Raw genomic sequence first — 24,035 nt, forward strand, 5'->3', positions numbered from 1 at the left:
TTGGTGTGTGCTGGGTGCGCTTGCACGTTTCTTTTTTTTGTCTCTTTTTCCCCCTCCCCCCCCCCCCCCCCCCCCCCCCCCGACGCCGGACAAGATGCCTAGCCGATCCCCCGCCACCCCTCCGGGTCCACCCCTCCCGGTACCGGGGCCCCCTCGTCGTACGGCTGACGTGTGAACACGAACGATCCGAGGTCCAGATGGCTCACGGTCCCGTCCGGACGCCGCACCGCTTGCAGAAGCTCCCCGGCGTAGTAGCCCTCGAGCCCTGTCCACGTGCCGTCGGGATTCGCCCGGAAGCGCGAGCGGCGGCCGTGGCCCGACAGCGGCTCCAGCGAGACTCCCCCGTCGGCCGTCAGCCGTAGTGCGAAGGCGTTGGTCCCCCAGTACCACTGCCCGGCCAACTCCAGCACAGAGGCGTCGACTTCCGGCAGGGGACGCCACGGCTCGGGGATCCTGGGCTCCGCCTCGGCGACGATGCGCACGAGGTCGGCACCGACTCCGGCCGGCGTCGGCCCGGACGTGCAGTTGGTCAGTACCACCGCTGCCACGTCGTCCTCCACGCTGAGGGTGAGGTTGGCCAGGAAGCCCGGCAGCGACCCGGAGTGCCCCACGAGCAGCCGCCCGTCCCAGCGCTGGATCTGCAGGCCGAGGCCATACGCCGTGCCGTCCAGGACGTCCGCCGCCTCGGCCGCCGCAGCGGGCGCCCGCATCTCCCGCACGGTCTCCGCGCTCAGTACCCTGTCGTCCCCCCTCGCCAGAAACACGGCGAATCGCGCCAGATCCCCGGTGGTGGACCAGAGTTGACCTGCGGGGGCCATCCGCCCCAGGTCCTCGGCGGGCTCGGCCAGCATGACGTCGGCCCACGGATGTACCGCCCAGCCACCGGCGTGGGGCGCCTGCGGGCGTGCGGTCGTACGGTCCAGGCCCAGCGGTCCCAGCACCTCCCGCCGCAACACGTCCTCCCACGGAGCACCGCGCAGCTTCTCGACCAGCGCGCCGAGCAGGGTGTAACCCGGGTTCGAGTAGTGATGCCGACGGCCCACTGGGTGTAGGAGGGGCTGCTTGCCCAGCACATCGGCGAGTTCGGGCCGCAGCGAGCCCGGCGTCCGCTCCCACCACGGCGCGGGGGACTCGGCAGCCAGTCCGCCCGAGTGCGCCAGCAATTCGGCGATCGTGGCCTCCCCCGCCCCGGTGCCCGGAAGATGCTTCTCCAGAGGGTCTCCGAGGTCGAGCAATCCCTCATCGCGCAGTCGCAGCACGAGAACCGCGGTGAACGTCTTGGTGATCGAGCCGATCCGGTACTGCACGTTCTCGTCCGGGCCATGCCCGTCGACCGAGGTTCGCGCACCGTGCCACACGGTGCGTCCGCCCCGGACCACCGCTGCCACGAGCGACGGCGTGCGTCCTTCGGCCTGGGCCACGGCGATGCGGTGCAGCAGCGCCCGGCGGGTGGCGGGGAACAGCTCTTCCTGAGGTGTGGTCATGCCCCCAGTCCACCGGCCCGGGCACCGCACGTCGAGCCGGTTTTCCCGCTGGAGGCCCGCGATCGGAGCGACCCTGGTGGGGGCCCGAAGGGCTGGACCATACCCGCGGTGACCGAGACGGCCTGGCAACGGCATCAGGAAGCGGGGACGGGCTCCAGCCGGTAGGCGTCCCCGTGGGCGACCACGCGGCCGGCGGTGGGCGGTGCGAAGTGGGTGCCGAGCAGGAGGGTGTCCGTGCCGGCGAGGGAGCCGAGCAGCTTGCGGCGAGTGGCCTCGGACTGCCGCGGGTCGATGTCGACGCAGGCGCCGATGACGGGGTGGGCGAGCTGGACGGGATGGTGGACGCAGTCGCCGGAGATCAGCGCCGTCTCCCCCTGGCCGGCCAGTTCCACGGCGACATGGCCGGGGGTGTGGCCGGGTGACGGGATCAAACGCAGGCCGGGGGCGATCTCGGCCCCTTCTTGCGGGACGTCGACCGTGCTCAGCAGGCCCGCCTGTTCGACCGGGATCACGGAGTCGCGGAACATCTGTTCGCGTGCCTCCTCCATGTCGTACGTGGCCCAGAACTCCCGCTCGGCGCGGGAGGTGAGGTAGCGGGCGTTGGGGAAGGTGGGGACCCATTCGCCGTTCACCTGCCGTGTGTTCCAGCCGACGTGGTCGGCGTGCAGGTGAGTGAGGATCACCAGGTCGACGGAGTCCGGGGCGAAACCGGCGGCTGTGAGGCGCTCCAGGAAGTCGGTCCGCAGGTTGTGCCAGGCCGGGTTGGCCCGCTCCTTGCCGTTGCCGATGCCGGTGTCGACGACAACGCGCATACCGTTGACGACGAACGCGAAGCTGTGGCTGTCGATATGCAGAATGCCGTCCGGGCCGGCGAAGTGGGGGTGCAGCCAGTCCTGGGCGGTCACCACCTCAGGGGTGGCGTCGGGCAGCAGCCAGGGTCCGGTCGCGGGCGGCAGGGCCACTTCGTCGACGCGGTGGACGGTGACGCCGCCCACGGTCCAGGACGGGATGGGAGTGGCGGCGGGGGAGGTGTGCATTGTGAGTCGTTTCCTTTGTTCTCTTCAGCGGAAGGGCCGGTCGTTCTCTTCAGTGGAAGCGGGCGGTCGTTCTCTTCAGTGGAAGCGGTCGGCTTCGGGGCGGGCCGCCCCGCGTCGTGACGCGGTGAGTGCCGCCAGGGCCGCCAGGGCGAGGAGAGCGGCGGTGAGGGCGTAGGCGTATGAGGTGGTCCCCAGCCCGTAATGCTGGGTGGCGGCGCCCGCGGCGACGGCGGGCAGGCTCATGGAGAGGTAGCTGAGAACGTAGTAGGCGGCCAGTGTCGCGGCGCGGTCCCGCTCGTCGAGCGGGGCGAGGAGCAGACGCAGCGCCCCCTGGGAAACGGCGCCGAAGGCGATGCCGGCCAGCACCGAGCCGCCGTAGACGGCGGGCAGCCCGGCGCCGTGCAGACCGCCCAGGGTCAGGGCCGCAGCGGGCAGAACGGTCAGGCAGCCGCCGATCGCGGTGGCGCGGGGCGGCCTGCGCCGCAGCGCCCATACGGTGAGCGCGGCGGTGGCGCTGAGGGTGAAGAAGACCATGCCGCGGGCTGCTTGCGGGGCGTCGGGCGCCACCAGGCGTACGAGGGCCGGGCCGAGGGAGGAGTAGAAGCCGCCCAGCGCCCAGACGGTGCCGACAGCGGCGCCGGCGGCCAGCAGGGCGCGGCGGGCCGGGGGCGGGACGCTGACCCGCGGGCGCAGCGACCGCAGCGCTCCCGCGTGGCGGTGGGCCGTCTCCGTGGTGAAGGCGGCCGCGATCGCCTGGGCGAGGAACAACGCCGCCAGCAGTACGTAGACGGTGACGGTGGGGGCGGGGGCGAAACGGACGAGCAGGGTGGAGACGAGCACGCCGGTGGCCATGCCGGCGACCGGGGTGACGCTGTTGGCCAGGGCGGACCGGCCCGGGCGCCGGGGATTTTCCAGGTCGAGGAGCGCCGCGCCCGCGGCGCTGGTGGCCGCGCCGGTGGCCGCTCCTTGCAGGACCCGGGCGATGGTCAGGGAGCCCGCGCCGTCCGCTGAGGCCAGGAGGGCCATGGAGGCGGCCGCCATGAGCAGGGCGCCTGCCAGGACGGGGCGCCGCCCCAGGTGGTCGGAGAGCGCTCCGGTGGTGAGCAGGGCCAGCAGCAGGGCCAGCGCGTACGCGCTGAAGACCACGGTGACGGCGAGCGCGGAGAGGCCCCACTGGTCCTGGTAGAGAGGGTAGAGCGGGGTCGGGGCGCTGGACGCGGCCAGGAGGGCCGCGAGTATCGACACGTCGAGGGCGAAAGAAGCCGTGCGCCTCTTCGTACGGGTGCGGGTGGCCTGGTGAGCGACGTGCGCGGGTGCGCCGGACGCCGCGGGTGCTTCGGAGATCGCGGGTGCGTCGGCCACCGCTTGTACGTCGGAGATGACGCCGGGCATAGGACTCCTTCCGTAAATGCAACGCATTTGCTTTAACCAGACCGTAGGGCCTACGGTCGAGTTAAAGCAAACCGTTAGCTTTTGGTGCGGGTGCTTGGTCGCCACGCCCCCTGATCAGGAGAAACCTGTGCCCTCCGCCGAACTCACGCCGCCCGAGGCCGCCCGCTGGGCCGCCCGTGCCGGACTTCCGCTGCCCGATGACCGCCACGCCGCGGTCGCCGCCACCGCCAACCACATCCACTCCGTCGTCGCGGTCCTGCGTGAGCTGGACTTCGGGGACACCCCGCCCTCCGGCGCCTACCGCGCCGGAAAGGAGAAGCACGATGCAGCCGTATGAGCTGACCCTCGCCGACGCCGCGCAGCGGATCCGGACCCGCCGGCTGTCCCCCGTCGAGCTGGTGGACTCGGTCCTCGACCGCATCGACCAGGTGGACCCGCACGTCGAGGCGTACGTCGCGGTCACCGCTGAGCAGGCCCGCGGCGCGGCGCGGGAGGCCGAGCAGGAAGCGGCCCGCGGCGTGTTCCGGGGGCCGCTGCACGGCGTCCCGGCCGGGCTCAAGGACCTGATCGACGTCGCCGGTTCGCCCACCAGCGCCAGTTCCCGGGTCCGGGCCGGCCACCGCGCCGCCGCCGACAGCACGGTCGCCGCCCGGCTGCGGGCCGCGGGCTCCGTCCTGGTCGGCAAGACCCACACCCACGAGTTCGCCTACGGCCTGACCACCCCGCAGACCGGCAACGCCTGGGACCGCGGCCGGGTCGCGGGAGGCTCCAGCGGCGGGTCCGCCGTCGCGGTCGCGGCCGGGGCGGCGACCTTCGCCCTGGGCACCGACACCGGCGGGTCGATCCGGGTTCCCGCCGCGCTGAACGGGGTCGTCGGCTTCAAGCCGACCTACGGGCTGGTGCCGCGCCACGGCGTCACATCGCTGTCCTGGTCGCTGGACCACGTCGGCCCGGTCACCCGCACCGTCGAGGACGCGGCCCTGGTCCTGACCGTCCTCGCCGGGCACGACCCGCGTGACCCCGCCTCGCTGGACATCCCCGCCGTCGACCACCGGCCGGAACGGGAGCCGGACCTGGCGGGCGTGCGCGTCGGGGTGCCGCGCAACTACTACTTCGACCATGTCGACGCGGAGGTGGAGACCGCCGTCCGCCGGGGCATCGCGCGGCTGGAGACGCTCGGCGCCCATCTCGTCGAGATCGACATCCCGATGACCCGGTACATCCAGGCCACCCAGTGGGGGCTGATGGTGCCGGAGGCCACCGCCTACCACGAGGGCACGCTGCGTACGGTCCCCGAGCTGTACCAGGCGGACGTCCGCATCCTCCTGGAGGCCGGTGAGCTGATGGGCGCGGGCGACTATCTGCGCGCCCAGCGCTCCCGGACGCTCATGCAGGAGGAATGGGCCCGCATGCTGGAGGAGGTCGACGTGATCGCCGCCCCGGCGGTCCCGATGACCGCGGTGAAGGCCGGCCAGGAGAGCGTCACCTGGTCCGACGGCTCGACCGAGGCCGTCTCCGACGCCTACGTACGTCTGTCCTCCCCGGCCAACATCACCGGAGTGCCCGCTCTGTCCGTCCCGGTGGGCCACGACACGGCGGGCATGCCGATCGGCATGCAGCTGTTGGGGCGGCCCTTCGGCGATCGGCAGCTGCTGCGGGTGGGCCACGCCTACGAGCGGACGCAGTCCGCCCGATCGCTCGCGCCGGCCGCCTAGAGCGGCGTACGGGCCGCCTGAGAGCGGCGTGCGGGCCGGACGGATCCGGCCCGGCCCACACGCGGTGCGCTTCCGGTCGGGATCAGGACAGGGTGCCGCAGCGAGGAGACCGGCGAGGGGGCGCCCTGGCGCGGCCGTCGAGCCGACCTGCTCCTCACTAAACGCAATAATCGTGCTTTAAGGTGGAGTCATGAGTCGTAAGCCGATGGTGCGCCCCGGCGGGCGCAGCGCACGGGTCCAGGCTTCGGTGCACACCGCTGTCCGCGAAATCCTGTCGGAGCGGGGCCGCGACGCGGTGACCGTCCCGCTGGTCGCCCAGCGCGCCGGGGTCACCCCCTCGACGATCTACCGCCGTTGGGGCGACCTTCAGGAGCTGCTGTCGGACGTCGCGGTGGAGCGCCTCCGGCCCGACACTGCGCCGGAGAGCCACGGCGACCTGCTGTCCGACCTGACGGCCTGGTCCGAACAGTTCCTCGACGAGATGTCGTCTCCCTCCGGCCGCGCCTACATCCGTGACGCTCTGCTCGGCGACCCGGACGGCAGCAACGCCGGTCAGTGCTCGGACTACGCGGCCGAACAGATCGACGTCATACTCGCCCGCGCGATCGGCCGCGAGGAGAACACTCCCGACGTCGAGACGGTGATGGACCGCGTGGTCGCCCCCATGATGTACCGCATCCTCTTCCGCCCGGCCGGACTCGACGCCGCGTACGCCCGTCGGCTCGTGTCCGAGCTCCTCGACGCGGGCGAAGAACACCCCCGCCCGTGATCCACATTCCTCGCGGCCCGCGCAGGAGGGTCGCCCGGATTCACCGTTGCTCATGCCCGCGGGCCATCGCAGCTCGGGCGAGGTGAGGGCCTTCGGCTTGTGGCGCTTGTGGCGTGGTCCGTGGAGCTCACCGAACTGGTCGGTACACGGCGCCGAGGCGGTCACGACCTTCTTGACCAAGGCTGGTGAGCTGCATGGGCGTAAGGAACGGCGGCCGCTCAGTCGCCTCGACCAACACGTCTCATCTCCATGCCCTACGGGCCGGGCACCGGACACGAAGCATGAGAACGGGGCACAAGAAACGGGAACCTACATCTTCCCGCGCCGTGTAGGTTCTCACTTTCGGTGTCATGCACCGACGCTATGACCTGGAAGTTCCCCTCCATTCTCACGACGTGTCGGCAGGCGGCTGTCTCAGATCCATGTCATTTCCTCAGACTGTCCAGTCGGCTGCACCGCTTGTCCGCGTCCCGTCTGAGTGCACCACCACGTACGGAGATACGTGCACCGGCAAGCAGTTCATGTCATCGCGCGGGCATGACGGTGGCAGGGAGGCAAACCTCCAGGATGACTGCGGTGCCAGCCACGGCTCGGTCCTCGTGCATGGTGATCTGCTGGCCGGGCTGGACGTACGTCCAGTGGGAGGGAGTGAGGGGCACAAGGCGAACCGTGGCTCGCCCGCCGGGCTCCAGCATGGGCATGTTCTCAACCCAGAGCCCAGCGATGCTGACCGCACGTCCGCCGGTGGGTGAGAGGAGACCGATGTCCCACATGGGCCGCAGAACACCCGCGCCGGAGATTGGCGTCGTGCGTCGCGCCTCGGCGGCAGGGCGGAGCATCAAATCCGCCCTGATCACGCCGTTGCGGAGCTCGGAGCATCGCCAATGGCACCAAGCCGCGCTCCGCTCCAGCTGGAGCTGATCAGCCGCTTCGGCGAGCTTCTCCCAGAAAGCCAAAGGGAGCGAGTGAGCCTCCCCAAACTCCTCCAGCAGACCCAGGGCGATCTCCCACTCGTCGTGAACGAGGTAGTCCCAGACGTCTCCCACCGTGATGTCATTCTCGGTGGCGGTCTCTTCCGGAACCAACAGGAAAGCTGCTTCGAGCAACTCAGGGACGTCCATGCGCTCATTGTCGACCGCATGAACCTGCTGCCCGGTCCGGATGTCAGACCCTGCGCTTAGAGTGCGGCGAGATGGGGCCGGTCCCGAGGCCGCCAGCACCGGAAAACGGCAGCCTCCCTGGTCTGCTCGGGGGTGGTTTCGGCCCAACCAGCGTCCAGGCATCGTTGAGGGCCACGAGTGCAGCCTGTCAGCCCGGCCCCTTTGAGTACCTAATCGGAGTCAGTATCGAGCGACCCGGTGCATCGCACCCGCCCCGGGTGCATTCACCGCGATCGGAGAGCATCATGAAGAACAGCGCGTTGTGGCGAGTGGTTGACAACCAGAGTGGTACCCAGTCCATCATCAGCACGCCCTCCGAGGCGGTCGCGTTCGTCAACAGCCGGTTCGACACCGATGACGACGACGAGCCGTTCAGCATCACCGAGGTCGGCCCTCTCCTTCCGAAGCCGCTCGGGATCATCACCGCATGGGCCGCCAAGAAGGACGGCGAGCGAACCGACGGGCGTACTGCGCCGATCACCATCAGGCCGGTTGTGACGGATAACGCCATCGAGTGCGACGACGTCGTGCTCTGGGACGACGTGTATGTGTCATGGGACCACGACATGTACACCGTCGAGGGGCCGGACAGCTCCGAGTACAGCGAGGCTTACAGCGCAACCGAGTTGAGCGCGATCCTCGACGAGTACGCCGACGACTATCAGTACGCGCCTGAAGGGCCCGACAGCCACAGGTGGCCGAAACCGGAAGAGTTGATCACCTACGGCGCCCAGGAGTGTGCCAAGCGGTTCGGGCACCTCGACGACGACGCCCTGCTGTGGCTCGCTGCCACCCGCATCACGCTCGCCGTGTGGCGCAACACACCCGTCGAGAACTGGCATGCCGGGAAGAGTCCGCTCCACGACGGCACAATGATGCGGATCAACACGGCAACCACCCGACTCGTGCGCTCGATGCTGTCGTTCGACCATGTCGACTGGATCGGTCTCGGTCTCGCGATCGTCAACCCGTCCCGGGTTCTACCGACAGGGCAGTCCGTACTCAAGCTCGGGCTGGCCTGCCACAACCCCGACGACCCGGCGCACGAGGTTGATCCGCGAGAAGAACTCGCGGAGATGGCGCAGGCCGCGATCTCATGGGGGCGAAGGTACTGCCTTCACGAGAAGGAGTTCGGCCTGCGAACCCTGATCGAATCCTTCTGTGCGTCTGACAACGGCTGGTTCGGAGCACCGAGTTGGGGGCGCATCGTCGATCGGTTCCTTGCGGCTGTCGACGACCGGGAGAATGCGCACTGGCGCATATACCGGGACAAGCCTTGGTTCAACGAGTGGTTCACCAACCGGCCGGCCGACATTGCGGACACCACGGAATTTCGTCGGCTGCTCCTTGCCGGGCCCGACCTGCTTTCCGAGGAGGCCGCCGAATGGTGCGTGGATGGTGCCATCGGCTACGTCTGCCAGGACGACCACGCGAACGACTGCTGGCGGTGCGGTATCCCGCTGGCAACGGAGCCCCCCAACGAGTGAATGTGTGCACCAGCAGAGAAAAGCAGCAATCCACTGACCACACTCTCTCCCGCCTACTCGGCGGCCTCCCCTGCTTGGGGAGCCAGTCGCGGCTCCACTGACTGGAGATGTGCGGGTGCTTCTGACGGATCTGTGGCAGCAACGCTGGCCCGGCTGCCCGCCGGTCGGCCACAAGCTCCGTGAGCCCTACAGGAATGTCTGGGTCCGCTTCCACAGTCCGTCGGGTCTTTGACATCAGTATCACCGGCCTGCCGGTTTCTTGATAACCACGGCTTGCACGACACGGAGGTCGAGCAGGTCGCCGGACCTCCGGGATCATGACGCCATGCAACTCCGATACTTCAATCAGACCGGATGGACCGCCATCTTCAATGGCACTAAGACCGAGATCGGACGCATGGTGCGCGTGGAGGGATGGGATCCCGCAACCGGGACAGCCTTGGTGGTCGACCCGCAACGAGGGGCACTGCGCCAGGTCACGGACTACGTGGACTTCTCCCACTTGGAGCGGGCCGATCAGGTGGTCGCCGCGATACCCGGTGGGGGATGGCGGGCACACTGGACGGATGAAGGGCCGGGTGGATCACCTCTCACGGAGCAGGTGCTGGCCTGGTTGATCACTTCGCAGGGCCGGGCGACTGCCATCACAGTCGATGCTCAGGGGCATGTGGAGGACGCCGACAGCGCCGACGCCTTCATACCGCCGGGTGAGGAGCTTCAGTGACGGCGTCGATGCCGCAACAGGCGGGCCCGGCGTCCGAGGGTCGGGCTTCTGATGCCGACTGGGAGGCTCCCTACTACCGGGTTCGGGCCGCCGGCTTCCAGGTGCTCTTCCTCGTGGAACCGGACGAGGCGATCGAGGAGGTCTGCAACGTCGATGCCGAGGTTCATCTTGCCGACGGGTCGCGCTGGAGTTCCACGATCTTCACTCTCGCCGAGGTGGATCGGCTCATGCGGAGCTGGGAGGCGAGCGGAGAGGCGGTCTCCGGGCAGTGCTTCTTCTGCGCGGACGGGCTGATCGTGCGGAATCCCGGCATCGGCAGCATGGTGCGCGTGATTGCCGGGCTCGTGGCATCCGGCGAGTTCGACGGGGTGTTCCGACGCATTGCCGACCCGGAATGATCATGCCGCGTCTCAGGGCATCGTGTTGTCCTGCATCTTTCGAATGGCCTTGAGCACCTTCTTCCCCAGGGGAGTGAGCGTCATGGGCCTACCTCGTTCCGCCCGGACCAGGAGTGGTCCACCGAGTTCTCGTTCGATCCGGTTGATCTGTGCGACGAGGGTGAACGTGTTGAGGCCGAGGCCGCTCGCTGCGGCACCGAGGCTGGGGTAGGGAGATGCAGCCGCGAATCGGCTCAACCGTTCGCTGGCCCCCTGGCCGCCGAGTGCCGGCCGAAGGATGCTTGGTGCTCGGCTGGCCTGGTCGATTGCCCGAAGTACCTGGCTGTGACTGGATCCTCCGCGTGGTCGCAGCGGAACGTTGTGGGTCTTGGCCCAGCGGGCCATGTTCGCGGTGCTCATGCCAGCTTTTCGGGCGAGGTCCGGCAGGGTCCGGCGGCGGTGGACGTACTGCTCGATGAGCCAGGCCCGTTCGACGGTGCCGCGGCGCTTGTAGTCCTTGGGGCCCTCGCGGAGCGGGATGCCGTACTCCTTGGCAAGGTCGGTCAGCACTCTGCGGGAGAAGCCGGTGAGGGTGGCGATCTGCTGGAGGGACCGGTGTTCGTCAAGGTAGAGCCGGGTGAAGCGCTCTGCCGGAATGGCTTGCCGGGCCTGCTGCCGGATGCGGTCGGCGGCCCTGACGGTGCTCTTCGTCAGCGGGGGTGCAGGGGCTGGATGTTCGTCGAGAACATGTCGGATGGCCTCGACGGTCGTACCCAGAACCTGGGCGGCGTGCTGAACAGGGTGCTGGCGTTCGCGGACAAGCTGGTGCAGGCGGGGTAGGTCGACGTGTGCCGGGTCGGGGCCGGGAAGGGAGAGCCCTGCCAGCAGGGCGGCGGGCGGCTGCCAGGTCATGGGCTCGTCGTGGATGTGGTGTGAGGCCAGGAAGTTGAGGGCTTCCTGCTGGAGGGCGTGCGCGAGTTCAGGGGCCTGAAGCGCGGTGAACCGCAGGGACGTCGCCCGGAACTCTGCACTGTCGGGCCCGCCCAGGTCGTCAGGGGCAGACTCGGCGGGCAGGCCGCTGAGACGTTGGAAGAGCTGGCTGCGTGCGATGCGTTCGCGCCGTCCGGTTCCCGGTGGTGTTCCGGTGTGGCGGCAGATCTCCAGCCAGCGGTCATGAGGAAGCAGGCCGGTGTAGTCGAGGAGTCGGCGCCGACCGTAGTCGATGGGGGTGCTGTTGGCACCGAGGTAGTCCGCGAGCCGGTCCAGAGCAGTGGCGATGTCCGGCCATTGCGGAAGGTCGTCGACTTCCTGGAGGAGGCGTGACACCTCAGTGCCGTCGATGACGTCACCGATCAGCCCGGCTGCCTGGTCCAGGGATGTGCGGCTGTCGGGAATCAGCAACAGGGCGGCGAGAACGGGAGCCAGAGCCCGCGCATGGATTCCTTCAGGTGGTGCGAGGCGGATCGTCCAGGGCGGCCAGAACATCGTGGGGATCTTCCTGGCTCGCTGCTCGATGTCCCGAGTGGTCCGGGTCGGCCGGCGGGGGGTCTCGGTCATGATGCGGTAGCGGACGTATTCGCTGGGGCGGAGGGAAGGGGCGAGGGCCGCCAGGTGCACGGACTGCAGCACCGGGCTGATGCCCCTGCCCCAGCTGTCGATGCTGGTCGCCGAGATCTGCGTGAGTTCCTCGCGTACTGCTTCCAGCAGGCTCCGCAGGGCCTCGCCGGCCGGGTGGATTCCTGCTTGCTCCAGGATGCTCAGGGCCATGGTGACCGCGACGGCCGTGTCTGCGGCTCGGGGCGGGGCCATGAACCCCGGACGTTCCATGGCCTGTCCGGTGTGCGGGGAGACCGCATCGGTGCTGAGGTGAGCTTCTGCGATGTCAGCCGGAATCTGTTCCTGGAGGACGGCCGTGGGCAGGTCGCTCAGGACGCGTATGCCCAGGGCCCGGATGTCGGCCAGCACCGCCGAGGCCGGCTGGGGAGAGGTTCGGTAGGGGCCGAAAGCTGCCGTTGCTCCGTCGATGATCTCCAGCACTCGGTCTTGGGCCATGAGAACCGGATGGCCAGGAGGCAGGAGAAGTGTCGAAGCGCGGGTCAGATCGGTGCCGCAGCCCGCCGAGAACGGGCGGGTGGGGCGGGTCGGTGGATTGCCGCAGAGTTCAGGCCGGGGGACGGACCGGCCGGAACGGGGCCGCTGCCGCGGCACCCTCCCGCAGTGCGGGCAGCAGTCCGCCAGCAGCCTGCGGTGCCGGGTGCAGGCGAAGGAGAAACCGAGCCTCCAGGACAATTGCCATCGTCCACCAGTGGCATGAAGGCACTCCGGACAGAACCGGGATCCCCTCCGCGGCCCCAAAGGACGTGCCGTGACACGGCCCGGCCCCCGGCACTCAGGTGGAGGGCCCGTCCGTCGTAATGAGCCAGGGTCAGGGCAGCGACTTTCTCCGGGGACGTCCCGGTGGCGTGCGCGACGGCATTGGTCTGCTGCTCGTCGAGGACGATCGTCCAGTCTGCCGGGATGCCCCTGAACTGGTTTCCGGCCCGGTGCCGGACCGGGAAGCCGAAGGGCAGCAGGACATCACCGAGCGCGGTGTCCATCCGCCTGGCCATCGCCTCCAGCCATGAGTCCAGAGCCTCGCCGGGCAGTGGAGGCAGCCGGATCGGCAGGGTGCGGACCGGCGTTCTCATGCGGGTCGCCGGCTCCGGGGCCGCGGGCGGCTGGTCAGCCGTTTCTTCTCCAGCGCGGCCTGCAGTTCGAGGCGGGCGGCCTCGGATGCCTCGTCGTTCTTCACCCGGTCCATGAGCTCCTGGTCAAGACGTTCGGCGCCGGTGCGGACCGCCCGCTGGCAGCTGCGGTTGATCAGCGTCATCAGCGAGCCGATGTGTCCGGTGCTGCGGGCGAAGAGGTAGTCCGACAGGTCGTCCGCGAGCATGCCGGGATGCTTGTCGGTGAGCACGACTCGCTGTTCGAGGGCCAGCAGCATCTGCCGCCACTCCCGGCGCCCGGCCTCCATATCGATGGTGAACGGACGAAGCCCGAGGCGGGTGGTGCGGCGGCCGGTCTGGGCCAGAGCGGTGTCGCGCCCGCTCGTGCCCTCGCCGAACAGGCCCCTCTTCGCGAGCTCGACCCCCACCATCAGCAACGTCACCGGAAACTCGTTGGCGATCCACTTCAGGTGGTTGCTCACCTCGATGCCGCTCTTCTGTCCTCACTTCAAAAAGTGCAGATCGTCCAGAACCACCAGGCGGACATCGCAGGACAGCACGCAGTCCAGCACCCGCCGTCCGAACTGGGCGGTGGTCCCCCGCATCTGTCCGGGGTGGCCGAAGAACTCCAGCATGGCCCGGTTGAGATCCTTCATTCCGGTGTTCCCAGTCAGTCCGACCCGGCAGACCGGGATCCGCTCGTGCCCTTGGCTCGTGAACGCTCCAGACTCCTCGATCTCCCGCTGGTGGAAGTCGCGTGCAAAGGCCAGCACCGAGGTCGTCTTGCCCAGCCCCGGGAACGCGTCGACGGCCACCGCCCCCTTGACCTTGTCGCCGTCCTGCTCGTTGCTTTCGACGATGTCCCATAGGTCTTCATGGAGCTCCGTCAGCTGCGGCGTCTTCACTGGGCCGATGTTCGCGTGCCACTGCCGGCGCTGACGGTCGTAGTCCGCCCGGGCCTGCGTGGGCAGGGACTTCAGCTGCTTGCGGGTCAGCAGATCGGGCCGCCTGCGGCGAGGGCTCTCGGCGAACGCCTTGAAGTCCTCCTTCCGCGACAAGGCAAGACAGCCCGGCTGCGGAACGCTGCCGACGGTCACACGTCCTCCAGGGCATCAGCGTAGAAGTCGTCCTCCCCGGCGAGGTCCTCCAGATCAACCTCGTCGTCATCCCCCGTCTCCGCCACCACGTCGGGCTCCCGCAGTTCCGCGGTCTGCTCGTCCTGACCGAGGGCCTTGCGTACGGAGGGAAGCGAGACAACCGTCTCCGCCTCACTCTCCGGAAGCTCGATAGCGGCCTGCTCGCGCGCGAGCCGCAGGGCCATGCGCCGCTCGGCGATCGTGGTGCCCAGCCCGAGATTCCACCGCTCCAACAAATCAGCGACGGCAAGCCGGTCATCAGGAAAGCGATACTTCGAGACCGCCAGTTGGCGGGCGAACGTCAACGCGTCCTCGCTCAGCGGCATCTCGGCCGACGGCGCGTGCTCCCAGACCAGCGTGTGCCAGGCCCGAGTAGCCGGATCGCGGAAGTAGATCCGGGTGATGTCGTCGGGGTCCACCTGGAAAGGCCAGCCGTTCTTGACCGGACTGTCGTAGGGGCTGCGGACTCCCGTCTCGGGCAGGCCGGTGCCGCTGTAGCGGCGGCGGTCGATCTCGACCCCGTAGTGCTGGACCGTGCGCCACTTCGTCTGCAGGAACTCGTAAGCCAGGCCCGGTCGCGGGGCGCTTCGATGTAACCCGCCCGCGCCATGCCGTGCTCGAACATCTTCGCCGGGGACATCCGCAGACCCGGATCGACCAGACTGGAATGCGGTCGGCAGTGATAGACCGCCGCGGTCCACTCCCGGATGATCGCCTCAAGCTCGTCGAGGAAGAAGAACGCGTCGTCCTCCGGGCTCTCGCCTCGCGAGTGGATGTCGGGGCCCTTATAGCCGGGCAGCACCTGCAGCAGACCCTCCCGCAGGGTCCGGAAGTAGCGCTCGACCGGCCCCTTATCGCGGCCCGTCCGCAGCCGGGCCGGCTGGATGGAGATGCCCATCCGGCGGCAGACGCTGGTCAGGTGCTCCGAGACGTAGACCTTGCCGTGGTCGACGACCAGCGTCTCGGGAACCAAAGGCGGCGAGGCCAGCCCCGGCCCGGTGGCGCCCTTGACGTCGACCAGGACGGTGCGGGGGATGCCGTGCTCGGGCCAGACCGCGTGCCGCGGCCAGTCCCGCCCCGCAGGCCGCGGCCGAAATGACTGGAACAGCGCTGCGCTGACATCCACCGCCTTCGTCGAGACCGGCGTGAGCCGGATCCCCGTGATGCAGCGGGTGTACCAGTCCATCCCGACACTCAGCTCGGCTTGCACCCACTTCAGGGTCAGCGGGTCGAACGCGAAGACGTCCAGGCGGGTGGAGTCCATTAGCAGGTACTCGCCCGGCCGCGTCGGCCGCAGCTTGCCGTACGGACCCTCCGGCCGATCGGCGATATCCCGGTTGCGCTTCGTACTCAGCCGGAACAGCGGGTGTCGCCGCTCCAGCTCTGTGAGCACCCGGTAGGCCGTGGCTTGGCTGGGCTGGGGTACGACTTCAGGACCGAACCGCGCGATCACCCGGGCCTGAGTCCGATCTATGACCATCTTGCGTGATGGCTTCGACTCTCCGGTGTGCTCGACCATGACTTCCAGCGCGGTCTCCACCCATCGGTCATCGGCCCTGCCGAAGGACCGTGCCTGGGGGCTTGTCCGCTGGACCAGGCCGGCCTCACCGTGTCGGCGGTAGTCGGCGACCCACCGTCGAATAGTGCGATCAGTGACTCCGAGTTCCGCATCTTTCGCCGCATAGCGGGCGTCCAGCGACAGCGTCGGCGCGTACGGAGCTCGCGGTTCGCCTTCACGCGCAAGTTCGGTGCTGCCGGACCGATATCCCGTGAGGAGTTCCCGAATGTGCTCGGCCCGCTCCAGGATCTGCTGTCTGTCCTTCTCGTCCAACTGCCCCAGTACCACCGAGGCAATCACCTCGGCGTCGTCCGAGAACGGTCCAGGCCCCTCGGGGATAAGAGTGGCCCGGTCGGAGAAGAGCAGTTCCCGCAATGACAGACGCAGGAGCCTGCCGTGGCGGTCCTTGAGGACGACCTCGTTGCCGGCCGTGGTGGCGGCCATCTCGACCACCTCGACGGTCTCCCCGTCGTAGCGGAAGTGTGTACCGACGCCGACCCGCGCTCCGGCCCTGGTCACGCCGTTCTCCTGAGCAAGTGCGCCGGGCTGAACGGCCAGTCGAGGTCCACCGTGAACTCGTGCGTCCACAGCAAGTGATAGACCGCAGATCGGACTTGCTCCTCCGGGCGACCGGGCAAGCTGGCCGCCGCACGCCGCAGAGAGACTCCGTTGAGATCAGCCCCACGGAGCTCGTCGACGAGCCCACGGTCGAACAGCCAGTCTCTGCGGTAGCCCGACAAGAAGCGGACGTTCTCCAGCTCAGCCGTGGGTGGCTCGCTCCAGACCTCGTACTTCCACCCGCGGGCCTCCACCGCCTCACGGGTCCAGCCGAAAGTGAAGGCCACCTCCGGCTTCGACAACCGGTGCAGTGGCTTCACATCCACGACCACGGGCCCCTCGTCGGTGACGAGGAGGTAGTCCGGGATGTGCTTGCGCACAGCCCCGTCCACCTCGGCCTTGAGCAGAAATGGCTGGGCCACGACACGCCGTACGGACGGATCGAAATCAGCGAAGAGGAGCCTCGCCAGTTCGAGGCGCGACTCGTAGATCACGTGGTCGCGCATCGTGGCGGACCAGTAGGTGCCCGAGTAGTGCCGCTGGCCCCTATACCAGCGAAAGGTTCGCCAGGGTGACGCCGCCGCAAGCAGGTCGATCGAGGACGCGCTCCACTCCCGGTTCTCAACCTGGCTGCCATCCGGGCCCCGCAGGCTCACGGTGATCGATGCCGCTCTCAGCCCTGCCGCCATGCGTCACCCCCGGATCGTCGGCCGCCTCCTCCGCGAGCGCTACGTTCGCATCCGTGCGAGGCTCCCACGCCGGACCTAAGGCAAGGCCAGCCGAACGAGTGAAGGCAGTGGCCAGCGATTCTCAATCCCATGTCAGTTCGGCCAATCAGATGACATTGCGACTGAGAAAATGACACGGGATTTGAGAACCTACACCGGGGGATCAGGTCTGGGCCATGTCCACGAAGCGTGAGTAGTGCCCCTGGAAGGCCACGGTGATCGTCGCCGTCGGACCGTTACGGTGCTTGGCCACGATCAGGTCGGCCTCGCCCGCGCGCGGTGACTCCTTCTCGTAGGCGTCCTCACGGTGCAGCAGGATGACCATGTCGGCGTCCTGCTCGATCGAGCCGGACTCACGCAGGTCGGAGACCATCGGCTTCTTGTCGGTGCGCTGCTCGGGGCCACGGTTCAGCTGGGAGAGCGCGATGACCGGGAGTTCCAGCTCCTTGGCCAGGAGCTTGAGGTTACGGGACATGTCCGAGACCTCCTGCTGACGGCTCTCGGCACGCTTGGAACCGCCGGACTGCATCAGCTGGAGGTAGTCGATGATGACCAGCTTGAGGTCATTGCGCTGCTTGAGACGGCGGCACTTGGCGCGGATCTCCATCATCGACAGGTTCGGGGAGTCGTCGATGTAGAGCGGGGCGGCCGAGACGTCCGGCATCCGGCGGGCCAGGCGGGTCCAGTCGTCGTCCGTCATCGTGCCGGACCGCATGTGGTGCAGCGCGACACGGGCCTCGGCGGACAGCAGACGCATCGCGATCTCGTTGCGCCCCATTTCGAGCGAGAAGATGACGCTCGGGAGGTTGTTCTTGATCGAGGCGGCCCGCGCGAAGTCCAGCGCGAGCGTCGACTTGCCCATGGCGGGACGCGCGGCGATGACGATCATCTGGCCGGGGTGCAGGCCGTTGGTCAGCGAGTCGAAGTCCGTGAACCCCGTGGGCACACCGGTCATCTCGCCGCTGCGCGACCCGATCGCCTCGATCTCGTCGAGCGCGCCTTCCATGATGTCGCCGAGCGGCAGATAGTCCTCGCTGGTGCGCTGCTCGGTGACGGCGTAGATCTCGGCCTGGGCGCGGTTGACGATCTCGTCGACGTCGTCGTCGGCCGCGTATCCCATCTGCGTGATCCGTGTGCCGGCCTCCACCAGGCGGCGCAGAACGGCACGCTCGTGCACGATCTCCGCGTAGTACGCGGCGTTCGCGGCCGTCGGCACGGTCTGGACGAGGGTGTGCAGATAGGAAGCCCCGCCGACCTTGTTGATCTCACCGCGTTTGGTGAGTTCGGCGGCGATCGTGATGGGGTCGGCCGGCTCACCCTTGGCGTAGACGTCGAGGATGGCCTGATAAACCGTCTCGTGGGCCGGTTTGTAGAAGTCGTGGCCCTTGAGGATCTCGACGACGTCGGCGATGGCGTCCTTGGACAGGAGCATGCCGCCGAGAACGGACTGCTCGGCATCCAGGTCCTGCGGCGGCACCCGCTCGAACGACGGTCCGCCGCCGTCCCAGGCGGCATTGTCCGGACCGCGCTCGTGCTGCTCGTCACGGCTGCGGCCCCCGTCACCGCGGCGGCGGGAAGCAGGCAGACGATCACTGGGACCGCTGTCGGCCCACGGGTCGTCCAAGGGCTCGGAAATGCTCACCGAGCCACCTCCTCCCGTCCGCCGAGCGGACCTCGCCGTGCCCCTCATTTCTACGGCACGGCACTGACAAATAAGACGCCCAACTCCGGTTGTGGCGCGTCGGTTTTGTGATGGTTCACAAGCCGGTGGACGGAGCAGGCGCCGGACCACCGTAGGCCTGTCGGCACCGTCAGCCAATCTGGTTATCCACAGGCCATGTGGACGAGCGGCCGGATGCTGTGGAGAACCCCGCGAAACCTGTGCACGACCCGGTGGACAGCCCTGTGAACAAGCCCTCGTCCCCACCGGCGTAACCGCTCTGATCTGCTCTTTTGTCGTCCACCCCCTGTGCAGAAGAAAAACTTGGCCGGTCGGATCAAGATCGCTTCTAACTGTGCCCAGGAGTACACACCACGAGACCGGACGTAAGGACCCCTAAGGCGTTGCATCTCTTACCTGTGGACGGTTAGATTGGTGCTCATGACACTGGCCTCCGCGCGCTCCCGGACCGTCCGGCGCCGACACGACCGCGAGATCGTCGCGCTGGCCGTCCCGGCCTTCGGCGCTCTCGTCGCCGAGCCCCTCTTCGTCATGGCCGACAGTGCGATCGTCGGCCACCTCGGCACCGCACAGCTCGCCGGACTCGGCATCGCTTCGGCTCTGCTCACCACAGCCGTCAGCGTCTTCGTCTTCCTCGCCTACGCCACCACGGCGGCCGTTTCCCGGCGAGTCGGCGCGGGCGACCTGCCATCCGCGATCCGCCAGGGCATGGACGGCATCTGGCTGGCGCTGTTGCTCGGCGCCGTCGTCATAGCCGTCGTCCTGCCCACGGCCCCCTCCCTCGTCGAACTCTTCGGCGCCTCCGACACCGCGGCTCCGTACGCCATCACATATCTGCGGATCTCCGCCCTCGGCATCCCGGCCATGCTCGTCGTGCTGGCCGCGACCGGCGTCCTGCGAGGGCTGCAGAACACCCGGACTCCCCTCTACGTGGCCATCGCCGGCTTCGTGGCCAACGCCATCCTCAATGTCGTACTCGTCTACGGCGTCGGCCTCGGGATCGCGGGCTCCGCCTGGGGTACCGTCATCGCCCAGTGCGGCATGGCCGCGGTGTACCTCTGGGTGGTGGTCCGCGGGGCGCACCGACACGGCGCCTCGCTGCGCCCCGACATCGCGGGTATCCGGGCCTCCGCCCAGGCCGGCGTGCCGCTGCTGGTTCGCACCCTCTCGCTGCGGGCGATCCTCATGATCACCACAGCCGTGGCGGCCCGACTCGGCGACGCCGACATCGCGGCCCATCAGATCATCCTGTCTCTGTGGAGTCTGCTCGCTTTCGCCCTGGACGCCATCGCCATCGCCGGCCAGGCCATCATCGGGCGCTACCTGGGAGCCGACGACGCGCAGGGCGCCCGCGATGCCTGTCGCAGGATGGTGGAGTGGGGCGTGGCGGTCGGCATCGGGCTCGGCCTGCTCGTCGTGCTGTCACGCCCGGCCTTCCTTCCCCTTTTCACCGGAGACTCCGCGGTCAAGGAGACCGCTCTGCCCGCTCTGGTGATCGTGGCCGTCTCGCAGCCGATCTGCGGAGTGGTCTACGTCCTGGACGGGGTCCTCATGGGCGCGGGCGATGGCCCGTACCTCGCCTGGGCGATGCTGCTCACCCTGGCGGTCTTCACTCCTGTGGCGCTGCTCGTCCCGGCGCTCGGCGGCGGGCTCACTGCCCTGTGGGCGGCCATGACACTGATGATGGCCATGCGCCTGGTGACGCTGTGGCTGCGTACACGATCGGGTCGCTGGATCGTCACAGGCGCGGCGCGCTGACGGTTTCACGTGAAACACGATGTTTCACGTGAAACGCGGCCGTGCGAGGCCATGGAAGAGAGGGCCTAAGAGGCGACGCTCAAGAAACGCCACCACGAAGATGGGGCCGCATCTCCCGGTCGGGAGATGCGGCCCCATCTCATCGCTTCAGCGAGAGCAGTGCTCAGGCCGCGACGACCTCGATGCTGACCTTGGCGGCAACCTCGGGGTGCAGACGCACGGACGTCTCGTGGGCGCCCAGGGTCTTGATCGGCGAACCCAGCTCGATGCGGCGCTTGTCGACCTCGGGACCACCGGCGGCCTTGATCGCCGAAGCGACGTCGGCCGGCGTGACGGAACCGAAGAGACGACCGGCGTCGCCGGAGCGGACGGCCAGGCGGACCTTCACGCCCTCGAGCTGGCCCTTGATCTGGTTGGCCTGCTCGATGGTCTGGATCTCGTGGATCTTGCGAGCGCGACGGATCTGCTCGACGTCCTTCTCGCCGCCCTTGGTCCAGCGGATGGCGAACTTCCGCGGGATCAGGTAGTTGCGAGCGTAACCGTCCTTGACGTCGACGACGTCGCCCGCGGCACCGAGGCCGGAGACCTCGTGGGTGAGGATGATCTTCATGAGTCGGTCACCCTTCCCTTATCGCGCGGTGGAGGTGTAGGGCAGCAGCGCCATCTCACGGCTGTTCTTCACGGCCGTGGCGACGTCACGCTGGTGCTGGGTGCAGTTGCCGGTCACGCGGCGGGCACGGATCTTGCCGCGGTCGGAAATGAACTTCCGCAGCATGTTCGTGTCCTTGTAGTCCACGTACGTGACCTTGTCCTTGCAGAATGCGCAGACCTTCTTCTTCGGCTTGCGCACAGGCGGCTTAGCCATGATGTTTCTCCTGTGTGATCAAGAAGTGTGGGTAGAGCCCGTCTAGAAGGGGGGCTCGTCCGAGTAGCCGCCACCGCCGCCGGAGCCACCGCCCCAGCCGCCGCCCTGCTGACCGCCACCACCCTGCTGGCCACCGGCGGGAGCGCCGGTCGCCCAGGGGTCGTCGGCCGGAGCGCCGCCGCCCTGCTGGCCACCGCCGGGGCCGCCGCCCCAGCCGCCGCCACCCTGGCCGCCACCGCCGCCGTAACCGCCCTGGCCACCGCGCCCCTGGCCCGAGGTCTTGGTGACCTTGGCCGTGGCGCTGCGCAGACTGGCGCCGACCTCGTCGACGTCCAGCTCGTAGACCGTGCGCTTGACGCCCTCACGGTCCTCGTAGGACCGCTGCTTCAGCCGGCCCTGCACGATGACGCGCATGCCTCGCTGGAGCGACTCGGCGACGTTCTCCGCCGCCTGACGCCAGACCGAGCAGGTGAGAAAGAGGCTCTCGCCGTCCTTCCACTCGTTCGTCTGACGGTCGAAGGTGCGGGGGGTCGACGCGACACGGAACTTCGCGACGGCCGCACCGGACGGGGTGAAGCGCAGCTCGGGGTCGTCGACAAGATTGCCGATGACCGTGATGACGGTCTCGCCTGCCATGGGGGAACCTCTCGGCGGGTTTGCTGCTGGCTGCTTGTGCTGCTACTCGAATCCCGGGATCGGCTGAGCGGAAGGCTCAGTGCATCTCGGGACGGAGGACCTTGGTCCGGAGGACCGACTCGTTCAGGTTCATCTGGCGGTCGAGCTCCTTGACGACCGCAGGCTCGGCCTGCAGGTCGATGACCGAGTAGATGCCCTCGGGCTTCTTCTTGATCTCGTACGAGAGACGACGACGGCCCCAGGTGTCGACCTTCTCGACCTTTCCGCCGCCGTCACGGACGACAGAGAGGAAGTTCTCGATCAGCGGGGAGACAGAACGCTCCTCGAGATCGGGGTCGAGGATGACCATCACCTCGTAGTGACGCATGTGGAACCCACCTCCTTTGGACTCAGCGGCCACGGTCGTTCCGTGGCAGGAGGGTTGCGATGCGTTGGCACCGGTATCAACGAGTAAACCAGGACCCACTGACAATCGGGCCTCCTCCGAGGAGGCGGCCCGGCCGTGGACGGCAGAGGACACCAGTGCAGAAGGTACAGAGTACCCGGCCACCGGCTTGCGGTTGAAATCCGGCGGTGAGGGGACACAATCGATACTCAGCGGATGTGAGGGCGAAGACACACTGCCTGCGGCAGGAGGTTCCCCATGGCACAGATCATGCGACCCGCCAAGCCCCGGACCGGCTTGCTGGCCACCGACGGCAAACCGCACCCCCTCCAGGACACGCTGCTGGCCGTGACCCTGGTGCTCGGCGTCCTCGCCCTCGCCACCGCGAGCTTCCGGGGACTCCACGTCCTGACGTCCTGGGCCGGGCTCCTCGGTGTCCTGACCGGCGGGTACGGCCAGTTCGTCTCCGAGACGACGCGTGAGCGCTTCGGCCTGGTCGTGGGCCTCGGAGCCTCCGCGCTCGGTCTGTTCTTCGGCATCAACCACGGTGGGCTCTTGGGCTGAGCCCGGCCCGCAGCCCGGCCATCCCGGCCGCCGGGCACCTCCTTCCACCCGTACGCCGGACGGGGCGCTCACAGGGCGCAGTAGGCTTCGCGCGAGAGCCGGAGCCCCTGTACCCATGGGGACACACCAGCCCGAGGAGCGCCCCGAATGAGCCTGACCCTGAGGACCATCAGTCGCGAGCAGCATCTGGCCTACATCCAGAGCCTGCCGGCGGCGAGTCACATGCAGGTCCCGGCATGGGCGGACGTCAAGGCGGAATGGCGCTCGGAGAACCTCGGCTGGTTCGACGACCGGACCGGTGAGCTGGTGGGCGCGGGTCTGGTCCTCTACCGGCAGTTGCCCAAGATCAAGCGGTACCTCGCCTACCTCCCCGAGGGCCCGGTCATCAACTGGTACGCGCCGAACCTCCAGGACTGGATGGAGCCCATGCTGGCGCACCTCAAGCAGCAGGGCGCCTTCTCGGTGAAGATGGGCCCGCCGGTGATCATCCGGCGCTGGGACGCCACGTCCATCAAGAAGGGCATCCAGGACCCCGACGTCAAGCGGCTGCGCGACATAGAGGCCGACCACATCGAGCCGCGCGCCTTCGAGGTGGCCGACAAGCTGCGCCGCATGGGCTGGCAGCAGGGCGAGGACGGCGGCGCCGGCTTCGGCGACGTCCAGCCCCGCTACGTCTTCCAGGTGCCGCTGGCCAACCGCTCGCTGGAAGAGGTCCACAAGAACTTCAACCAGCTGTGGCGCCGCAACATCAAGAAGGCCGAGAAGGCCGGTGTCGAGGTCGTCCAGGGCGGCTACCACGACCTCGAGGAGTGGCAGCGCCTGTACGAGATCACGGCCGTGCGCGACCACTTCCGCCCGCGTCCGTTGTCCTACTTCCAGCGCATGTGGGCGGCCCTCAACAACGAGGACCCCAACCGCATGCGGCTGTACTTCGCCCGGCACAACGGGGTGAACCTGTCGGCGGCGACCATGCTGGTCGTCGGCGGACACGTCTGGTATTCCTACGGCGCCTCCGACAACATCGGACGCGAGGTCCGGCCCTCGAACGCGATGCAGTGGGCCATGCTCCGCGACGCCTACGCCCTGGGCGCCACCGTCTACGACCTGCGCGGCATCTCCGACTCACTGGACGAGAGCGACCACCTCTTCGGCCTGATCCAGTTCAAGGTCGGCACGGGTGGGCAGGCGGCCGAGTATCTCGGCGAGTGGGACTTCCCACTGAACAAGCTGCTCCACAAGGCGCTCGACATCTACATGTCGCGACGCTGATCCCACTGCCCGACGCGCCCCGGCTCCAGTAGCGTCGGTAGCGGCTC

General features: G+C 68.4%; 24 protein-coding genes and 2 pseudogenes. 9 read left to right on the top strand and 17 right to left on the bottom strand.

The annotated features are described in order from the left end of the window. Positions 1–98: 98 nt before the first annotated feature. The 3 genes from ACZ4V1_RS11085 to ACZ4V1_RS11095 all read right to left on the bottom strand — a co-directional run bounded on the left by ACZ4V1_RS11085 (position 99) and on the right by ACZ4V1_RS11095 (position 3,913). Complete coding sequence (locus ACZ4V1_RS11085) at positions 99–1,484, bottom strand: serine hydrolase domain-containing protein (RefSeq protein ID WP_468332739.1); 1,386 nt, start codon at positions 1,482–1,484, stop codon at positions 99–101. A gap of 134 nt (positions 1,485–1,618) precedes the next feature. After that, positions 1,619–2,521: an MBL fold metallo-hydrolase gene (locus ACZ4V1_RS11090; protein ID WP_468332742.1), complete on the bottom strand. Its 903-nt coding sequence runs from the start codon at positions 2,519–2,521 to the stop codon at positions 1,619–1,621. Between the two features lie 75 nt (positions 2,522–2,596). Further along, positions 2,597–3,913: an MFS transporter gene (locus ACZ4V1_RS11095; RefSeq protein WP_468332745.1), complete on the bottom strand. Its 1,317-nt coding sequence runs from the start codon at positions 3,911–3,913 to the stop codon at positions 2,597–2,599. Between the two features lie 127 nt (positions 3,914–4,040). On the opposite strand from ACZ4V1_RS11095, the gene ACZ4V1_RS11100 reads away from it, so the two are divergent. From ACZ4V1_RS11100 to ACZ4V1_RS11110, 3 genes are all read left to right on the top strand, one after another. Beyond that, a complete protein-coding gene (locus ACZ4V1_RS11100) occupies positions 4,041–4,250 on the top strand; it encodes a hypothetical protein (RefSeq protein WP_468332748.1) in 210 nt (69 codons plus the stop codon). Then, entirely contained in the window at positions 4,237–5,628 is a 1,392-nt protein-coding gene (locus ACZ4V1_RS11105) for an amidase (RefSeq protein ID WP_468332751.1), read from the top strand. Before ACZ4V1_RS11100 ends, ACZ4V1_RS11105 begins: the two co-directional genes overlap by 14 nt. Before the next feature lie 190 nt (positions 5,629–5,818). Next, positions 5,819–6,397 (top strand): TetR/AcrR family transcriptional regulator, encoded by a 579-nt coding sequence (locus ACZ4V1_RS11110; RefSeq protein ID WP_468332753.1) that lies wholly within the window; start codon positions 5,819–5,821, stop codon positions 6,395–6,397. Positions 6,398–6,921: 524 nt separating this feature from the next. Here ACZ4V1_RS11110 and ACZ4V1_RS11115 read toward each other — a convergent pair. Next, positions 6,922–7,518, bottom strand: coding sequence for a hypothetical protein (locus ACZ4V1_RS11115; RefSeq protein ID WP_468332756.1), 597 nt, complete (start codon positions 7,516–7,518; stop codon positions 6,922–6,924). A gap of 284 nt (positions 7,519–7,802) precedes the next feature. Here ACZ4V1_RS11115 and ACZ4V1_RS11120 point away from each other — a divergent pair, with 284 nt between their 5' ends. From ACZ4V1_RS11120 to ACZ4V1_RS11130, 3 genes are all read left to right on the top strand, one after another. Further along, positions 7,803–9,044: a hypothetical protein gene (locus ACZ4V1_RS11120; RefSeq protein ID WP_468332759.1), complete on the top strand. Its 1,242-nt coding sequence runs from the start codon at positions 7,803–7,805 to the stop codon at positions 9,042–9,044. 325 nt (positions 9,045–9,369) lie between these two features. Continuing rightward, entirely contained in the window at positions 9,370–9,768 is a 399-nt protein-coding gene (locus tag ACZ4V1_RS11125; protein WP_093895073.1) for a hypothetical protein, read from the top strand. Continuing rightward, positions 9,765–10,166: a hypothetical protein gene (locus ACZ4V1_RS11130; RefSeq protein ID WP_376501253.1), complete on the top strand. Its 402-nt coding sequence runs from the start codon at positions 9,765–9,767 to the stop codon at positions 10,164–10,166. Before ACZ4V1_RS11125 ends, ACZ4V1_RS11130 begins: the two co-directional genes overlap by 4 nt. 12 nt (positions 10,167–10,178) lie before the next feature. Here the strand turns inward: ACZ4V1_RS11130 and ACZ4V1_RS11135 are convergent, their stop codons facing one another. The 9 genes and pseudogenes from ACZ4V1_RS11135 to dnaB all read right to left on the bottom strand — a co-directional run bounded on the left by ACZ4V1_RS11135 (position 10,179) and on the right by dnaB (position 18,472). Beyond that, positions 10,179–12,197 (bottom strand): LysR family transcriptional regulator, encoded by a 2,019-nt coding sequence (locus tag ACZ4V1_RS11135; RefSeq protein ID WP_468333515.1) that lies wholly within the window; start codon positions 12,195–12,197, stop codon positions 10,179–10,181. A gap of 234 nt (positions 12,198–12,431) precedes the next feature. Then, positions 12,432–12,500: pseudogene (locus ACZ4V1_RS11140) on the bottom strand (hypothetical protein); the annotation flags it as partial. A gap of 74 nt (positions 12,501–12,574) precedes the next feature. Then, positions 12,575–12,832 (bottom strand): annotated as a pseudogene (locus ACZ4V1_RS11145) (TniQ family protein); the annotation flags it as partial. Further along, positions 12,829–13,332 carry a hypothetical protein gene (locus ACZ4V1_RS11150; RefSeq protein ID WP_468332764.1) on the bottom strand — a complete coding sequence of 168 codons (504 nt, stop codon included), beginning with the start codon at positions 13,330–13,332 and terminating at the stop codon, positions 12,829–12,831. The gene ACZ4V1_RS11150 and the pseudogene ACZ4V1_RS11145, both read right to left, overlap by 4 nt. Before the next feature lie 21 nt (positions 13,333–13,353). Further along, entirely contained in the window at positions 13,354–13,947 is a 594-nt protein-coding gene (locus ACZ4V1_RS11155; RefSeq protein WP_468332767.1) for an ATP-binding protein, read from the bottom strand. Then, on the bottom strand, positions 13,944–14,312 hold the full coding sequence (locus ACZ4V1_RS11160; RefSeq protein WP_468332770.1) for a hypothetical protein: 369 nt from the start codon (positions 14,310–14,312) through the stop codon (positions 13,944–13,946). Before ACZ4V1_RS11160 ends, ACZ4V1_RS11155 begins: the two co-directional genes overlap by 4 nt. Then, positions 14,303–16,063, bottom strand: coding sequence for a transposase family protein (locus tag ACZ4V1_RS11165; RefSeq protein ID WP_468332773.1), 1,761 nt, complete (start codon positions 16,061–16,063; stop codon positions 14,303–14,305). Before ACZ4V1_RS11165 ends, ACZ4V1_RS11160 begins: the two co-directional genes overlap by 10 nt. Beyond that, complete coding sequence (locus ACZ4V1_RS11170; RefSeq protein WP_468332776.1) at positions 16,060–16,791, bottom strand: TnsA-like heteromeric transposase endonuclease subunit; 732 nt, start codon at positions 16,789–16,791, stop codon at positions 16,060–16,062. Before ACZ4V1_RS11170 ends, ACZ4V1_RS11165 begins: the two co-directional genes overlap by 4 nt. Before the next feature lie 202 nt (positions 16,792–16,993). Continuing rightward, positions 16,994–18,472, bottom strand: coding sequence for a replicative DNA helicase (gene dnaB, locus ACZ4V1_RS11175; protein WP_055422115.1), 1,479 nt, complete (start codon positions 18,470–18,472; stop codon positions 16,994–16,996). 459 nt (positions 18,473–18,931) lie between these two features. Here dnaB and ACZ4V1_RS11180 point away from each other — a divergent pair, with 459 nt between their 5' ends. Continuing rightward, positions 18,932–20,269: an MATE family efflux transporter gene (locus ACZ4V1_RS11180; RefSeq protein ID WP_468332780.1), complete on the top strand. Its 1,338-nt coding sequence runs from the start codon at positions 18,932–18,934 to the stop codon at positions 20,267–20,269. 163 nt (positions 20,270–20,432) lie between these two features. On the opposite strand, the gene rplI is transcribed toward ACZ4V1_RS11180, so the two are convergent. The 4 genes from rplI to rpsF all read right to left on the bottom strand — a co-directional run bounded on the left by rplI (position 20,433) and on the right by rpsF (position 22,137). Continuing rightward, on the bottom strand, positions 20,433–20,879 hold the full coding sequence (gene rplI / locus ACZ4V1_RS11185; RefSeq protein ID WP_395577390.1) for a 50S ribosomal protein L9: 447 nt from the start codon (positions 20,877–20,879) through the stop codon (positions 20,433–20,435). 18 nt (positions 20,880–20,897) lie between these two features. Then, positions 20,898–21,134, bottom strand: a complete 237-nt coding sequence (rpsR, locus tag ACZ4V1_RS11190; protein WP_003949403.1) for a 30S ribosomal protein S18 — start codon at positions 21,132–21,134, stop codon at positions 20,898–20,900. 42 nt (positions 21,135–21,176) lie between these two features. Then, positions 21,177–21,770: a single-stranded DNA-binding protein gene (locus ACZ4V1_RS11195; protein WP_468332784.1), complete on the bottom strand. Its 594-nt coding sequence runs from the start codon at positions 21,768–21,770 to the stop codon at positions 21,177–21,179. Between the two features lie 76 nt (positions 21,771–21,846). Next, positions 21,847–22,137, bottom strand: a complete 291-nt coding sequence (gene rpsF, locus ACZ4V1_RS11200; protein WP_003975025.1) for a 30S ribosomal protein S6 — start codon at positions 22,135–22,137, stop codon at positions 21,847–21,849. A 276-nt stretch (positions 22,138–22,413) separates the two neighbouring features. Between rpsF and ACZ4V1_RS11205 the strand changes: the two genes are divergently transcribed. Together ACZ4V1_RS11205 and femX are read left to right on the top strand one after the other, a co-directional pair. Continuing rightward, the gene (locus ACZ4V1_RS11205) at positions 22,414–22,719 is read left to right on the top strand and encodes a hypothetical protein (RefSeq protein ID WP_468332787.1); all 306 of its coding nucleotides are present in this window, start codon (positions 22,414–22,416) and stop codon (positions 22,717–22,719) included. 147 nt (positions 22,720–22,866) lie between these two features. Then, entirely contained in the window at positions 22,867–23,988 is a 1,122-nt protein-coding gene (femX, locus tag ACZ4V1_RS11210; RefSeq protein ID WP_055422120.1) for a peptidoglycan bridge formation glycyltransferase FemX, read from the top strand. Positions 23,989–24,035: the final 47 nt, after the last annotated feature.

Source organism: Streptomyces sp. NPDC028991 (assembly GCF_055564775.1).